The sequence below is a fragment of the Pseudothioglobus sp. nBUS_23 genome (assembly GCF_051201565.1).
Taxonomy (GTDB): domain Bacteria; phylum Pseudomonadota; class Gammaproteobacteria; order PS1; family Pseudothioglobaceae; genus Pseudothioglobus.
In genome coordinates this window covers 1,336,712-1,353,154 of record NZ_CP179200.1, presented here as the reverse complement: position 1 = coordinate 1,353,154, position 16,443 = coordinate 1,336,712, and the positions used below count along the sequence as shown (strand labels likewise).

The 16,443-nt window shown below is 37.2% G+C and carries 9 protein-coding genes; 6 read left to right on the top strand and 3 right to left on the bottom strand.

All coding sequences use genetic code 11. The features are described from left to right. Positions 1–11: 11 nt before the first annotated feature. The 3 genes from rpoC (at position 12) to dnaE (ending at position 9,316) form a co-directional block, all read left to right on the top strand. Entirely contained in the window at positions 12–4,202 is a 4,191-nt protein-coding gene (gene rpoC, locus ACMAZA_RS06890) for a DNA-directed RNA polymerase subunit beta' (RefSeq protein ID WP_435188165.1), read from the top strand. A 142-nt stretch (positions 4,203–4,344) separates the two neighbouring features. After that, entirely contained in the window at positions 4,345–5,799 is a 1,455-nt protein-coding gene (trpE, locus tag ACMAZA_RS06885) for an anthranilate synthase component I (protein WP_435188163.1), read from the top strand. A 106-nt stretch (positions 5,800–5,905) separates the two neighbouring features. Then, positions 5,906–9,316 carry a DNA polymerase III subunit alpha gene (dnaE, locus tag ACMAZA_RS06880; RefSeq protein ID WP_435190486.1) on the top strand — a complete coding sequence of 1,137 codons (3,411 nt, stop codon included), beginning with the start codon at positions 5,906–5,908 and terminating at the stop codon, positions 9,314–9,316. 424 nt (positions 9,317–9,740) lie between these two features. Here the strand turns inward: dnaE and coaBC are convergent, their stop codons facing one another. Together coaBC and ribD are read right to left on the bottom strand one after the other, a co-directional pair. Continuing rightward, positions 9,741–10,943: a bifunctional phosphopantothenoylcysteine decarboxylase/phosphopantothenate--cysteine ligase CoaBC gene (gene coaBC, locus ACMAZA_RS06875; RefSeq protein ID WP_435188162.1), complete on the bottom strand. Its 1,203-nt coding sequence runs from the start codon at positions 10,941–10,943 to the stop codon at positions 9,741–9,743. Continuing rightward, positions 10,940–11,983, bottom strand: a complete 1,044-nt coding sequence (gene ribD, locus ACMAZA_RS06870) for a bifunctional diaminohydroxyphosphoribosylaminopyrimidine deaminase/5-amino-6-(5-phosphoribosylamino)uracil reductase RibD (RefSeq protein WP_435188160.1) — start codon at positions 11,981–11,983, stop codon at positions 10,940–10,942. Before ribD ends, coaBC begins: the two co-directional genes overlap by 4 nt. Positions 11,984–12,031: 48 nt before the next feature. Here ribD and recA point away from each other — a divergent pair, with 48 nt between their 5' ends. The 3 genes from recA to tgt are packed head-to-tail and all read left to right on the top strand — an operon-like array spanning position 12,032 to position 14,572. Then, the gene (recA, locus tag ACMAZA_RS06865) at positions 12,032–13,051 is read left to right on the top strand and encodes a recombinase RecA (RefSeq protein ID WP_435188158.1); all 1,020 of its coding nucleotides are present in this window, start codon (positions 12,032–12,034) and stop codon (positions 13,049–13,051) included. Then, on the top strand, positions 13,026–13,451 hold the full coding sequence (locus ACMAZA_RS06860) for a regulatory protein RecX (RefSeq protein WP_435188156.1): 426 nt from the start codon (positions 13,026–13,028) through the stop codon (positions 13,449–13,451). The genes recA and ACMAZA_RS06860 overlap by 26 nt, the downstream gene beginning before the upstream one ends. A gap of 20 nt (positions 13,452–13,471) precedes the next feature. Further along, on the top strand, positions 13,472–14,572 hold the full coding sequence (gene tgt, locus ACMAZA_RS06855; protein WP_435188154.1) for a tRNA guanosine(34) transglycosylase Tgt: 1,101 nt from the start codon (positions 13,472–13,474) through the stop codon (positions 14,570–14,572). An 11-nt stretch (positions 14,573–14,583) separates the two neighbouring features. Here tgt and mrdA read toward each other — a convergent pair whose 3' ends face one another. Continuing rightward, positions 14,584–16,434 carry a penicillin-binding protein 2 gene (mrdA, locus tag ACMAZA_RS06850; RefSeq protein WP_435188152.1) on the bottom strand — a complete coding sequence of 617 codons (1,851 nt, stop codon included), beginning with the start codon at positions 16,432–16,434 and terminating at the stop codon, positions 14,584–14,586. Positions 16,435–16,443: the final 9 nt, after the last annotated feature.

Below are 16,443 nucleotides of genomic sequence, written 5' to 3'. Positions count from 1 at the left end.
AGGAGAATCCTTTGAAAGATTTATTACAAATTTTAAAACAGCAAAATAAAGAACAAGATTTTGATGCAATTAGAGTTGGTTTAGCTTCTCCTGAAAAGATACGTTCTTGGTCTTTTGGAGAAGTTAAAAAACCAGAGACTATTAATTACAGAACTTTCAAGCCAGAAAGAGAAGGCTTATTTTGTGCCAAAATTTTTGGACCAATGAAAGACTTTGAATGCTTATGCGGCAAATATAAGCGCATGAAGTTTAGAAATGTAGTGTGTGAAAAATGTGGTGTTGAAGTGACTCTATCAAAGGTCAGAAGAGAAAGAATGGGGCATATTGAGCTCGCTGCTCCAGTTGCTCATATCTGGTACTTGAAATCATTACCCTCAAGATTAGGTCTTTTAATGGATATGACACTGAAGGATATCGAGAGAGTGTTATATTTTGAAGCTTTTTTGGTGACTGACCCTGGTAATACGCCGCTCATTAAAAAACAACTTTTAACAGAAGAGATGTACTACGATGCTCTTGATGAGTATGGTGACGATGAATTTGTTGCAAAGATGGGTGCTGAAGCTATGCAAGACGTTCTTTCTGAAATGCAACTTGAAAAAGAAGCAGCAACTCTCAGAGAAGATGCTTTAAACACAAAATCTCAAACAAAACTAAAGAAAATCAATAAGAGACTTAAGTTGGTTGACTCTTTAATTAAATCTGGCAACAAGCCGGAGTGGATGGTTTTGAATGTATTGCCTATTTTGCCACCTGATTTGAGGCCATTGGTTCCTCTTGATGGCGGCCGCTTTGCAACTTCTGACTTGAATGACTTATATCGAAGAGTCATCAACAGGAATAATCGTCTTGGAAGACTTTTAGAGTTAGATGCCCCTGAGATTATTGTTAGGAATGAAAAGCGTATGCTTCAAGAGGCAGTTGACTCACTTATAGATAATGGCCGACGTGGCCGTGCTGTAATGGGAAACAATAGACGACCTTTGAAGTCAATAGCAGACATGATTAAAGGAAAGCAAGGTAGATTCCGTCAAAATCTTTTAGGTAAGAGAGTTGATTATTCCGGTCGTTCTGTAATTGTTTGTGGCCCATACTTAAAGCTTCATCAATGTGGCTTACCAAAGAAAATGGCTTTAGAGTTATTCAAGCCATTTATTTACAATAGACTTCAAGCTAATGGATTAGCTTCAACAATTAAAGCGGCTAAAAAGATGGTGGAAAGTGAGATTCCAGAAGTTTGGGATATCCTTGAGAGAGTTGTTCATCAGCATCCAGTTCTATTGAACCGTGCCCCTACTCTTCATAGACTTGGTATTCAGGCGTTTGAACCTTTACTAATTGAGGGTAAAGCTATCCAGCTTCATCCTCTCGTTTGTACTGCATTTAATGCAGACTTTGATGGTGACCAAATGGCGGTTCATGTGCCGTTATCAGAAGAGGCGCAGCTGGAAGCAAGAACTCTGATGCTGGCTTCTAATAATATTCTTCATTTGGCCAGTGGTGATCCAATCATTATTCCTTCTCAGGATGTGATTTTGGGTCTCTACTATATGACTAGAGAAATGGTTAATCAAAAGGGTGAAGGTATGATTTTTGCAAATACCAATGAAGCTCTTGCGGCCTATGACTCTAAATTAGTCACTCTTCATGCAAAAATTAAGCTAAGAGTCCAAGATTATGTGAAGTCTGATTCTGGATTTGAGCCAAGTACCACTCGAATTGTTGATACTACAATAGGTAGGGCAATTTTTTCAAGAATTCTACCTAAGGGGCTCTCTTTTGATTTAATCAATGAAGCACTTTCAAAAAAAGTTGTGTCTAACTTGATTCATGTTTGTTACAGAACTCAGGAACTTAAAGAGACTGTTATTTTTGCAGACCAAATGATGTACATGGGATTTGAGTTTTCGACAAAGTCAGGAATTTCGTTTTGCTCCAATGACATGATCATACCGAGTGAAAAATCAGAAATGATTGACAAGGCCAATTCTCAAATTAAAGATGTTCAACAGCAATTCGCCTCAGGTGTTGTGACAAATGGCGAGCGTTACAACAAGGTAATTGATATTTGGTCTAGAACATCTGAAGAAGTTGCCAAAGCAATGATGGATAAAGTGGGCTATGATGAGATTACTGATGCTAAGGGTAATACTGAAAAGAAGCCTTCCTTCAATTCAATCTACATGATGGCGGACTCAGGTGCTCGAGGTTCCCCGGCGCAGATTAGGCAGTTAGCCGGTATGCGAGGACTAATGGCTAAGCCAGATGGATCAATTATTGAGACGCCAATCACTAGTAACTTCCGTGAAGGTCTTAATAATATGCAATACTTTATTTCAACTCATGGAGCAAGAAAAGGATTGGCGGATACGGCACTTAAAACTGCTAACTCTGGATATCTAACAAGACGTCTAGTTGATGTGGGTCAAGACCTCGTGGTTACTGAAGAAGACTGTGGTACTGAAAATGGACTAGTTATGAAAGCAGTTATCGACGGTGGTAATGTTGTTCAAACACTTGGTTCCGCTGTTCTTGGAAGGATTGTTTCTGAGGATGTACTTATGCCAAATAGTAAAGAAGTATTCTTAGAAAAAGATCACCTGATTACTCTTTCAGATTCAGATCGCATCAATGAGCTTGGTATTGAATTTATTAAAGTGAGGTCTGCGATAACTTGTGAAACGCCATATGGTGTTTGTGCATCATGTTATGGTAATGATATGGCAAGGGGCCACAAAATTGGAGTTGGGGAAGCAGTAGGTGTCATAGCAGCTCAATCCATTGGTGAGCCAGGAACTCAGCTTACAATGCGCACATTCCATATTGGTGGTGCAGCAAGCTCTTCTACAGCTGTCAACAGTATCAATATCAATACAGACGGTATAGTACACTATGAAAACATGAAATCTATAACTAACTCAAATGGAGATTTAGTTGTTGTTTCTAGATCTTCAGAAGCTTCTATCAGGAATGATTTAGGTCAAGTTATGGAGCGTTACAAGTTGCCATATGGTGCTGTTGTTCACTTTAAAGATGGTGGAAAAGTTAAAGCTAAAGACAAAATAGCTGACTGGGATCCACACACGCATCCAATTATTGCTGAAAATTCTGGACGGGTTTCATTTATAGATTTTGATGAGGGCTTAACAGTTGTTAAAAATGCTGATCCTTTAACTGGTTTAAGTTTTTATGAGATCATCGAAGAGGCTGAAAGAACTTCTGCCGCAAAAGATATGAAACCAATGATTAAACTTCTTGATAAGAAGAATAAGGAGAAGGTTTTATCAACTCATTATCTTCCATCGGGAGTTAAAATCAACTTAGAAGATGGTCAGTTAATTAATGCTGGAGAAATTTTAGCTAAAATCCCTAAAGCTGTCTCAAAAACTAGTGATATCACTGGTGGACTGCCAAGAGTTGCAGATTTGTTTGAGGCTCGCAAAGCTAAAGATCATGCTATTCTGGCAGAAAGTGCTGGTGTTGTCAGTTTTGGTAATCCTACTAAATCTAAGGTGCGCATGCTCATTACGAGTGAAGAAGGTGATGTTACTGAAATGATGGTTCATCATTGGAGAGCAATCAATGTGTTTGATGGTGAAACTGTCGAAAAGGGTGATGTGATTTCTGACGGGCCTTCTAACCCTCATGATATCCTTAGACTGCTTGGTGTTGAAGCTTTAGCAAACTATATCGTGAAAGAAGTTCAGAATGTCTATCGTCTTCAGGGCGTTAAGATCTCCGATAAGCATATTGAAGTTGTCATTAAGCAAATGCTAAGAAAGGTCGAGATTGTAGATAATGGCGATTCTAACTATGTAAATGGTGAGACTGCTGAGTATGCTCATGTTATTGAGAAAAATAAACAATTAAAGGCCCAGAATAAGAAAGAAATTAGTTTCCAAAGACTTCTTATGGGAATTACTAAGGCCTCTCTATCAACTGAGTCGTTTATTTCTGCTGCTTCTTTCCAAGAAACAACAAGAGTACTGACTGAGGCATCAATTACAGGAAGGGTTGATGATCTTAGAGGGCTTAAAGAGAATGTCATTGTAGGAAGACTTATTCCTGCAGGAACGGGCTTTAAGCATCATCAAGAAAAGAGAAATAGACGTATAGATGCTTTCATGCAAACCAGTGAGGCTGAGCAAGAGCTTTCAGATCAATTAAGTGAGGTTGAGGCGGAAGCTGAAGCCGAAGAATAGTCTGATCTAAAAACTAAAAAAAGGGTTTCATTTAAAGATGAAACCCTTTTCTTTTTTAAAGTTAAGTAATATTTACTCGTACCATTAGTGAATTGAGAATATTCTAAAGTTTTCATAAACTTGGTAATGATAAAATATATACATGCAATATTCTCAGTTTAATAGCCTCAAAGAAGAGGGCTTTAATCATATACCTCTCTCACGGGAGGTGGTTGTTGATACTGACACTCCATTGGCTTTATATCTCAAACTTGCCAATACACCGTTCACCTACTTTTTAGAATCAGTGCAAGGCGGAGAAAAGTGGGGACGTTACTCCTTTATCGGTCTTGGCGCTGAAACTATTATCAAAGTCAATGGGTATGAGGTTTCTATTGAAAAAAATGGCCATCTAGATGAACAGTTTGAGGTTAAAGACCCACTCGCCTGGATTCAAACTTATCAGGAGCAATTTAAAGTACCCCAGTTAGACAGTCTTCCAGACTTTAATGGAGGGCTTGTAGGATACTTTGGATATGAAATTATTCGATATATTGAGCCTAAATTAAAGAACATTGATAAGACTGATGAGCTTAATGTTCCAGATATTTTGTTAATGGTTTCTAACGATTTATTGGTGGTTGATAATTTAACCAGTAAAGTCCATATCATTACTCATGTAAGTCCAGAAAAGGAATCTTTTAATGATGGAAAGGAAAAGTTAAATTTAATTGAAGCAAACATTAAAAAATCTTTTGATCATAAAACTAATAAATCTGAAATGATTAAGTCTGAAGATTTCATCTCGAGCTTTGGAAAGAATAATTTTGTCCATGCTGTTGAAAAGGTTCAGAAGTATATTACTGCTGGGGATGTCATGCAGGTTGTGCCATCTCAGAGGTTAAGTTGTAAGTTTGAGTCCAATCCAGTTGAGCTTTATCGACAGTTAAGAATACTTAATCCATCGCCTTATATGTATTATCTAAATCTTGATGATTTTGCTATAGTGGGCTCTTCACCAGAAATTCTTACTCGTGTTGATAACAATAATGTTGCAACTATAAGGCCAATAGCAGGTACTCGCTCTCGGGGTAAAACTTCAGAAGAGGATAAAGCCAATGAAAAAGATCTTTTGTCTGATGAAAAAGAAATTGCTGAACACCTAATGTTGATTGACCTTGGGCGAAATGATTTGGGACGTATTGCAAAAACAGGGACTGTGAATCTTACAGACAAAATGTTCATTGAGCGCTATTCTCATGTGATGCATATCGTATCTAATGTTGAGTGCGAATTAAAAGATGACATGAGTTCTATAGACGTTTTAAGAGCTACTTTTCCTGCAGGAACTTTAAGTGGAGCGCCTAAGGTTAGAGCCATGGAAATAATTGATGAAGTTGAAACCCTTAAGAGAAGTATTTATTCTGGAGCGATAGGCAATCTGTCTTGGCATGGAGGAATGGATTTAGCTATTGCTATTAGAACAGCAATTGTCAAAGATAAAGTCCTTTATGTGCAGGCTGGGGCAGGCATTGTTCATGATTCAATTCCAGAGATGGAATGGCAAGAAACTATGGATAAAGCCCAAGCATTAATTAGGGCTGCGCAAAATATATAAGCTGTTATGCTAACTGTTCTAAAGTTTTAAAAAATAATTTTTATAAAAGCTAAAAGTCAATTATAAAATTGTTTGTAAAATAAAGTTTTAATCACCTTAAATTATTATTAATTCTGTGGATTTTGTTCATCTCCAATGCCAAAGTGAATATTCTGTAAAGAATAGTCTTGTCCGAGTTTCTGATTTAATTGATTCTGTAAAAGATGCTGGCATGACAAGTGTTGCTTTGACTGATGATATGAGTCTTTTTTCAGCAATTAAATTTTATCAAAAAGCAATTAATTCAGGCATAAAGCCAATTATTGGAGCAAAAATTTCGGTTACCAATGATCTTGGAATTTATGACTTACTCCTTCTTTGTCAAAACCATGAAGGATATTTAAATCTTTCAGAATTGATTTCAAAAGCTTATCTAAATGAACAAGAAGCCTTCACTGTTTGCGTCTCTGAGGAGCAGCTCATTAGTCATAACAAAGGTTTAATTATGATTGCCTCGCCAGTATCCTCAGATATTTCTAAATTACTATTGAGTAATGAATTGGAGCTCGCAAAAAATAAAATACTTGAGTGGAAGAACACTTTTGATAATAGATACTACATAGCAGTTCAGAGAACTGGAAGACACTCTGACGAAGGTCTGCTTAATCATATGATTGATCTTGGTATTGAGTTGCAAGTACCAATCGTAGCCACAAACGATGTTCAGTTTCTTAATAAAAGCGACTATGAGGCACATGAGGCAAGAATCTGTATCGCTGAGGGAGGCTTGTTAGATGATGCAAGAAGGGTCAAAAGCTTCAGTGATAACCAATTTCTTAAGAATTCTAAAGAAATGTCTACTCTATTTGAAGATTATCCCCAGGTGATTCAAAACACTACTGAAATAGCTAAGCGATGCAATCTTCATTTTGAGCTATTTCAAAAAAATTATCTCCCAGTTTTTCCCACACCTGATGGTATGAGCATCGCTGAGTTTTTTAGTGAGGAATCTAAAAAAGGCTTAGAAGAGAGATTACAAAATCTAAAGGTTGATCGCAAAGTTTACAATGAACGATTAAGCTTTGAACTCTCTGTTATCTTAGAAATGGACTTTCCAGGATACTTTTTAATTGTATCTGACTTTATAAGATGGGCTAAAGAAAATGGTATTCCTGTTGGCCCAGGAAGAGGTTCTGGAGCTGGCTCTCTGGTTGCCTGGGCATTATCTATTACTAATGTTGACCCCATTGAGCACGAGCTGCTATTTGAACGATTCTTAAACCCAGAGCGTATATCAATGCCTGACTTTGATATTGACTTCTGCACAGATAGGCGTGATGAAGTCATAGCTTATGTTGCACAAAAGTATGGTTCTGAAAAAGTTTCTCAAATTATTACATATGGAACCATGGCCGCAAAAGGAGTTGTAAGAGATGTTGGCAGAGTTTTAGGGCATCCATATGGTTTTAGTGACCAGATTTCTAAAATGATTCCAAATGAATTAAAGATGACTTTAACTAAAGCGCTTGAGGATTCTGAAGAGCTTAAATCCAGATACGATACTGAAGAGAGCGTTTCAACACTAATTGATCTATCTCAAGATTTGGAGGGAATTATTAGGAATGTTGGGACACATGCTGGTGGAGTCGTTATTGCACCAAGCAAAATTAGTGACTTTTGCCCCATCTATAAGGGTGAAGAGGAATCGGATGTTATTGTGTCGCAGTTTGATAAGGATGATGTTGAAGCTGTCGGGCTAGTTAAGTTTGATTTTTTAGGGTTGTCAAATCTAACAGTGATGGATAAAGCGATAAAAATTATTGCTAAGAAAGGCCTCAGTAAGGAATTAATTGACATTGATAGTTTAAAGCTTGATGATCCAAAGGTTTTTAAATTGCTACAAGATTGTGACACAACTGGGGTATTTCAGCTTGAGTCAGAGGGGATGCGCGGGTATTTAAAAAAACTTAAGGCAGACTGCTTTGAGGATATCGTTGCTATGCTAGCATTATATAGACCAGGACCGCTAGATGCTGGAATGGTGGATGATTACATTCAGGTGAAGCATGGTGCTAAGGTTAGATATCCTCATCAAATGCTTGAAGAGATTTTAAAGCCGACAAATGGGGTATTCCTTTATCAAGAGCAGGTAATGAAATCTGCTCAGATTATGGCTGGGTATTCTTTGGGCGGGGCTGATATATTGCGCCGGGCTATGGGTAAAAAGAAGGTTGAGGAGATGGCTCAGCAGCGAGAGGTTTTTGTTAAGGGCGCTGCTAAAAAGGATATAGAAGAAGATAAGGCAAATGAAATATTTGACCTGATTGATAAGTTTTCAGGTTATGGCTTCAATAAGTCTCATTCCGTTGCTTATGCTTATATCTCTTATCAAACGGCTTGGCTGAAAGCTCATTATCCAGCACCTTTTATGGCGGCTGTCTTATCTGGAGTAATGGATGATACCGATAGAGTCGCTTTTACTGTTGGCGAGTCTAAGAAAAAAGGAATTAAAATCATTGCTCCAGCAATAAATCAATCTGAGTATGAATTTACGATAACAGACAACACTACAATTATTTATGGGCTAGGAGCTATTAAAGGAGTTGGTGAGGCTTTAGTGAATGAAATTGTAAGGGAGAGAGATGAATCTGGAGCATATTTAGATATCTTTGACTTTTGTTATCGTATAGAGAAAAAATTTTTGAACCGAAGAGCAATCGAAGCCTTAATTTATGCAGGTGCTTTTGATGCATTTGGAATAAAAAGAGCAACATTAATTGCAACTTATCCCAATGCAGTGAGGCAGGCAGAGCAAAGACAAAGCGACTTAATGAAGGGTCAAAGCAGTCTATTTGCCGATATTGATAGTCATATTGAATATGAAAAAAAATACCTAAAAGGAGCTTTTTTATCTTTTAAAAATATCATGATGCATGAAAAAAAGGTCATGGGTTATTATTTAGATCGACATCCTACAGACTGGTATAAAGAGCACTTAAAGTCAATTGTGTGTTCTCTTCCTAGCGATATTGTCTTTAGAAATAATAGAGAGGTCAGGGTGCTTTCTTTAATATCAGATATTGACTATAGAAATACTAGAAAAGGGCAAATGGCTAGTTTGACAATCGAAGATGGGCAAAGAAAAATTAACGCTGCCGTCTTTTCTCAAAAACTGGCTCAGGTAAGTGAATATTTAGTCATAGATGAGGTGGTGGTTATTTCGGGTAAAGTTAATAAAGATTTCAGAGAGCAATGGCAAGTTGTAGTGGATAAAATCGAACCAGTTGACAAAGTTCAGATGAAATATTCTAAGTTTCTTAAAATTAAACTATCAGAAAAAAACAAAAATGACTATTTAGAGTTATGCAATTTATTGCAAGAATTTAAAGGAAAGTGTCCAGTGATTATTGAGTATGAGTCTGGAAGTTCATCCGGAAGAATGCCATTATCAAAAGAATTTGATGTTTCCTTAGATCGAGTCTTGCTAGATTCAATTGAAGAAAAGCTTGGTCATGGGATGTATAAAATAAATTATTAATTTTTTTGATAAAAAAAAGACTCAAAAAAATAAGCTTTTTCAGTGTATTTTCAATAAATTTAATACCAATTAAATCAGCAAAAAATTAGTTTAATTTTGTAATATTTCTTGACCTTATATTTTTTTTATACCGATCATTCATAAAACTCTTAATTCCTCTGAAAACCCCTCCATTAAAGGGAAAAACTTCAAAAGTTATCCGCGAAGTGATATGTTTGCAAGTTGTTTATCAAAGTCAAAATATTTTAAGATAATCAAAAAATATAACCCATTGATTTTTATATAAAAAATTGTATTGATTAATTATTAACCAAAACCGTAGGATTTACCAGTATAGCGCAGAATTGATGGTTAATTTTTAAGATATCACCAGAGTTATCCACAGTTTTGTGGGTAAGTCTAATAACCCTTGATTTATAAGCATTTATGAGGATTGGAAAAAATTATTTGCTAACTTATCTATAATTTTTTCAGCAATAATTTGCTTGGTATTTTTTTCAATTTTTTCACTCAAATTTTTGGTAATGAGATGAACTTCATTATCATTCGAATTAAGACCAATTCCTGTCTTTGAAACATCATTCAAAACTATCGCATCACACATCTTGTTCTTGAGTTTGATTTTAGCATTTTCAATATGATTTTCAGTTTCAGCAGCAAAACCAACACAGATTGGTCTTGTTTCTAGTTGACAAACGCTTGCTAAGATATCTTTATTTTCAGTTAGCTTAATTGTCATTGAATGATCAGTTTTTTTGATTTTATGTTTATTTGTTGTTTTCGGTTTGAAGTCTGCTACAGCAGCACAACTAATAAATAAATCTTGTGATTTAATTTTCTTCATGACAGCTTTATACATATCATCAGCACTCACTACATGAATGATTTCTGCTCTTTTTTCAATATTAACTGATATTGATCCAACAATGAGCGTTGTTTTTGCTCCTGCTTGAATGCAGGCATGTGCAAGAGCCATTCCCATCTTGCCACTACTATGATTAGAAATGAATCGAACAGGGTCTATTGATTCTTTTGTACCACCAAGGGTAATCAATATATTTTTTCCACTAAGCACACTTGAGGTGAAAAGGTCGGCCGCTTGTTTTGCAATCTCTGATGGCTCAGCTAGTCTTCCCTCTCCAATATCACCACAAGCCTGCTCTCCAAAGCCCGGTTCAATAATCAACATGCCACGCTTCCTGAGGAGTTGAAGATTGTCTTTCATAGCGCTTGAAGCAAACATATGTTGATTCATTGCTGGTGCAATCATAATTTTTGCTTCTGTTGCTAAAATGACAGTAGAAAGTAAATCATCAGCCCTTCCATGACAAAGCTTTGCAATGGTATTTGCTGAGGCTGGGGCTATGATAATTACATCAGCCCATTTTGCGAGTTCAATGTGACCCATCGCAAGCTCAGCCTCCTTATCCCAAAGGTTGTCATGAACTTTGTTTTTAGAAATTGTTTGAAGGGATCTTTCACTTACAAATTCTCTACCGCCATTAGTCACAATGACTCTAACCTCAGCACCTAGGTCTTGAAGTCGTCGAACAATATCGGGTGATTTATAAGCCGCTATTGAGCCACTGACTCCTAGAACAATTCGTTTGTTGGTTAGATCACTCATAAAGGCTTGGCTCTGATTTTTATATCAGTGGCTACTTGTGTTATTTCAATGATACTTAGTGAAATTTTTTCTGACATTTTTTTGAAAGGAAGTTCTATCATGGGTTGAGCATCACTCCCAAGTATAACTGGGGCTGTGTAAATAATAAACTCATCAATCAGTCTAGATTTCATCATGGCACCATTAAGACCACTACCGGACTCTAGAAGTACATTATTGATTCCCATTTCTCCAAGTTTTTTTAAAGCCAACTCTAAATCAATTTTTCCATTGTCTAAAATTTTTGAATTATCTTTATTCAGTACAAGAGTATCAGAGTCAGATGAAAAAATATTGAGTGATTTATCGGTAATAGAGTTACTACTATCAATAACTACTCGAAGTGGTTTTGAGCGTAACTTTTTGTTTCTCACAGTCAGCATTGGGTTGTCATTCAGTATGGTCCCAGAACCAGTTACAATGGCTTGATTTTGGCTTCGAAGTAGTTGAACATCTTCTCTTGAGGCTTCGCTAGTGATCCACTTGCTTTCACCGCTCTTCATAGCAACTCTTCCATCAAGGCTCATCGCAATTTTTGATGTAATGAAAGGTAATCCTGTATTCATTCTCTTAATAAAGCCGCGATTTATTTCAATCGCACTATTCTCAAGCAGTCCAACCTCTACATCTATCCCACTCTCTATAAGCAATTTGACACCGCTCCCAGAAACTAAGGGGTTTGGATCAAGCGTTGCAACATAAACTTTCTTGATGCCTGCTTTAATAATTGCATCAATACAGGGTGGCGTTTTACCTTGATGAGAGCAAGGTTCTAAAGTTACATATAATTTGCAATTGCCTGCTTTATGTTTAATTTGATTCAAAGCATTGATTTCTGCATGTTCCTGGCCATACTGACGATGGTAGTCTTTTGCAATAATTTTGTCATCACTTGAGATAACACAACCAACCATAGGATTAGCACCCACACTTCCCTGACCCAGCTTAGAAAGTTTGAGTGCAAGGGCCATACATTCTGTATCTTTTTGAGTGAAAGCCATTATAATAAATGTCAATAAATTTATTATTATTTTACGCGGGAGAGCGGAGTGGATGAACAGAAAAAACAAGCACTAAAAGTTGCCCTAGGACAAATTGAAAAGCAGTTTGGCAAAGGGTCAGTTATGTTCCTTGGTGAGGAAGAGGCCAGAACTGATATTGAGGCTGTCTCTACAGGAAGCTTAAGCCTTGACATCGCTCTTGGGATTGGTGGCTTACCCAAAGGAAGAGTAATTGAGATCTATGGACCAGAGTCCTCAGGCAAAACAACAATGACACTCCACGTAATAGCGGAAATGCAAAAGCTTGGTGGAACTGCTGCATTCATAGATGCTGAGCATGCCTTGGATCCATCTTATGCAAGAAAACTAGGCGTTAACACTGATGACCTTTTAATTTCGCAGCCTGATACTGGTGAACAAGCTCTCGAAATCACCGACATGCTTGTTCGCTCTGGTAGTGTAGATATTGTGGTGGTTGACTCGGTAGCAGCGCTTACTCCAAAAGCGGAAATTGAGGGTGAAATGGGCGCCTCTCACATGGGATTGCAGGCTAGACTAATGTCTCAAGCATTAAGAAAGCTTACATCAAATATTAAAAGAACCAACACAATGGTTATTTTTATCAATCAGCTTCGAATGAAAATTGGAGTAATGTTTGGCAATCCTGAAACGACAACAGGTGGCAACGCACTAAAGTTTTATGCATCAGTCCGGTTAGATATTCGCAGAATTGGTGCGATCAAGAAGGGTGACGAAATTTTGGGTAATGAGACTCGTGTTAAGGTTTTAAAAAATAAAGTTGCACCTCCATTTAAAAAGGCTGAGTTTCAAATTCTATACAACCAAGGTATCTCTAGAGAGAGTGAGATTATTGATTTAGGGGTTGAGCTAGGCTTTGTAGAAAAGGCTGGTGCTTGGTATAGCGTTGATGGTGAAAGGATTGGCCAGGGAAAGGATAATGCCAGGGAGTACCTCAAAGAGCATACAGAGATGAGTCAAAGTCTTGAAGAAAAAATTCGTGAAAAACTTATGAGTAGCGATCATGACGAGTCTGACGCAGGAGAGTAGGTGTTATTCTGCTGGATTGAAAATGTTAATGAGGCGCGAGCACTCTAAATTAGAGCTTTTTCAAAAACTTCAAACAAAAGGTTTTGATGTCGATGTGGTTAATGAATCGATATTAAAACTCGTTGAGCAGAATTACCAGAGTGATGATCGTTTTTCTGAGGAGTTTATTCAGATGCGATTTAACCAAGGCAAGGGTCCAGTAAAAATTACATCAGAACTTAAAATGAGAGGTGTGAACTCCTTTGATTTGTCAGATTTTGATTGGTTTCAGCTAGCTAAAGAAATAAGACAAAGAAAATTTGGAGATGCATCTTCATTGGACTTCAGTGAGGCAGCTAAACAGAAAAGGTTTTTACAATCAAGAGGATTTACTCTTGACCAGATAAACCAAGCATTCTAAAGTTTACTAATAAAACTAACATGAAATTTGAACTCTTAAATACTAATGGTAAGGCGCGCCTTGGAAAACTTAACTTCGATAGAGGTATCGTTAATACGCCAGCATTCATGCCGGTGGGGACCTATGGCACTGTTAAGGCGATGACTGTTGAAGAGGTTAAGGAGCTTGGGGCTGAAATTATTTTAGGCAATACTTTTCATTTATCAATTACTCCATCTACTGATGTTATTGAAGCGCATGGAGATCTTCATGACTTTATGAATTGGTCTGGACCGATTTTGACTGACTCTGGAGGTTTTCAAGTGTTTAGTCTTGGAAAGATGCGAAAAATTACTGAGAAGGGTGTTTCGTTTCGTTCTCCAAAAGATGGGTCATCAATTTTCATGGGTCCAGAAGAGTCCATGCAAATCCAGAAAAAATTAGGTTCAGATATTGTCATGATTTTTGATGACTGCACCGCCTATCCTGCAGAAAAAAGTGAAGTTGATCAGTCGATGCAGTTGTCTCTTAGATGGGCAAAGAGATCCCTTATGGAGCATCAAAGACTTAAGAATAAAAATGCCCTTTTTGGAATCATTCAAGGCGGCATGCATAAAGATTTAAGGATTCAGTCTGCTGAGTCACTGATAGAGATGAATTTTGATGGTTATGCGATTGGAGGTCTCTCTGTAGGAGAGCCCAAAGAAGAAATGATGAAGGTCTTAGATTTTTTACCAGAACACATGCCTACTGATAAACCTCGCTATCTTATGGGTGTTGGAACCCCTCTAGACCTTGTTGAAGGTGTTGCAATGGGAGTTGACATGTTTGACTGTGTTATGCCATCTAGGAACGCAAGAAATGGTTATTTATTCACCTCAGAGGGTGTTGTAAAAATTCGTAATGCAAAATACAAACTAGATACTGGTCCGCTTGATCCAAATTGCAGTTGCAATACATGTAAACGTTACTCAAGATCTTATCTTCATCATCTACAAAAGACAAATGAAATTTTAGGGTCTAGGCTCAATACATTCCACAACCTTTTTTATTATCAAGATCTAATGAGGTCCATCAGAGAATCATTAAAGTCTAATACTTTCGATGTCTTTAGAGAGAATTTCTTAGCCTCTCAGGTTTAAGAGTTTAGTAATTAGATCTTATCAGGATCTACTCCGTATTTATTAAAATATTCGTCAAGAAGGGATCTAGCTAGGGGTGCTGCTTTTGAGCTTCCACTGCCTGCATTTTCAACAATAATAGCGATAGCAACTTGAGGGTTCTCTATTGGCGCAAAAGCAGTAAAAAGGGCATGATCCCTGAGTTTTTCATCAATATTTTCAGCGATATACTCTTCTTCAGGGTCCAATCCAAATACCTGTGCAGTTCCAGTTTTTCCTGCCAGTGTATAGTTAAGTTTATTGTTTAATCTTTTTGCTGTTCCGAGCTTGCCATAAATTGTTTGCTTCATGGACTGAATGATGAGTTCCCAGTTATCAATATTTTTTATTGGAATTTGTTTTGACTCTGTCTGGGATTCAAAATAGGACTCACCATCTTTGGATTGACTATGCATCAAGACTCTAGGGGTTAAAAGGTTGCCTTTATTCGCTATTGCTCCAGTCGCTAAAGCAAGTTGAATTGGGCTTGCAGTCATGAAACCCTGTCCAATGCCAGTTATTAGGGTTTCACCTCTATACCAAGGCTCATCCTTATTTATTTTTTTCCATTCTCTTGATGGAAGTATCCCTCCTAGTTCTCCTGGAAGATCAAGACCTGTTTTCTCTCCAAACTGAAAGTAAGAAAGGCTATTATTGATTTCATCAATACCCATCTTGTAAGCTAGGTCATAAAAGAACACATCACAAGACTGCGCAATGGCCTCAATAGTATCAACTCTTCCATGTCCAGTTCTCTTCCAGTCGTTAAACTTTCGGGAGTAGTCTGTAAGTTTATAAAATCCCGGACAAAAGGTAGTGTGCTTAATGGTTATATTATTTTTTTCAAGTCCTCCAAGAGCAACCATTGGTTTGATAGTCGATCCCGGAGGATATAGCCCTTTTGTGCTTCGGTCAAATAGAGGTAAGTCAGGATTGCCTTTGAGTTCTTCATATCGTTTAACGGAAATTCCATTCACAAACCAATTCGGATCAAAAGAGGGTGTACTCACGAGTGTCAAAACAGATCCATCATTGACATCGATCAGAGCAATAACCCCTCTGCTCTCTCCTAGCAAAGACTCCGCCTTTAATTGAAGGTCAATATCAATATTTAGGTAGACATCTTCACCTGGTATTGAAGGGTTAATCACCTTTGTATCAACAACTCTCCCAGCTACATTTCTCTCAATTTGTTTCATTCCAGATTGGCCATGAAGTAAATTTTCATACTGCTTTTCAACGCCAATCTTGCCAACAAAGGAAGTGCCCGCGTAATTCTTTTTGTCATACCTGCTTTTATCTTCCTTATTCATCGAAGCAACGTAACCAATGAGATGTGAACTTGATTTTCCATAAGGATATACGCGGTGGAAGTAGGGCTCAACTTCAACTCCGGGCATTTGATTGTTGACTAAAAATGATGAAGCAGAGGATTCAGAAAGATTAAATTTGATTGGGATGTTATGAAATTTTTTGAAGCGGCTTAAGTTCTTGTTAAACCTTTCTATATCCTTTGAATCAATGTACTCATTGATTTCTAATTCAACAAGTGTATCATTTAAATTGCTAACTTTTTCTGGGGTAATTGTGAGTCTATAAGAAAACTCATTGGTTGCTAATACTTTTCCATTGCGATCCAAAATATCTCCTCTTACAGGTGTGATTGGAAGATTTTGCATTTGGTTCCCAAGAGCCTCCTCAACGTAGTATTCATGTTGAGTAATCTGAAGATTAAAAAGTCTAATTGTGAGAATTAGAGTCATTGAAAGCATAATGACTACTGAAAAAACCACTCTGGATTTGAAAACTTTTCTTTCTCTCTTTAGATTTCCAATCTTATCCATGAAAAATAT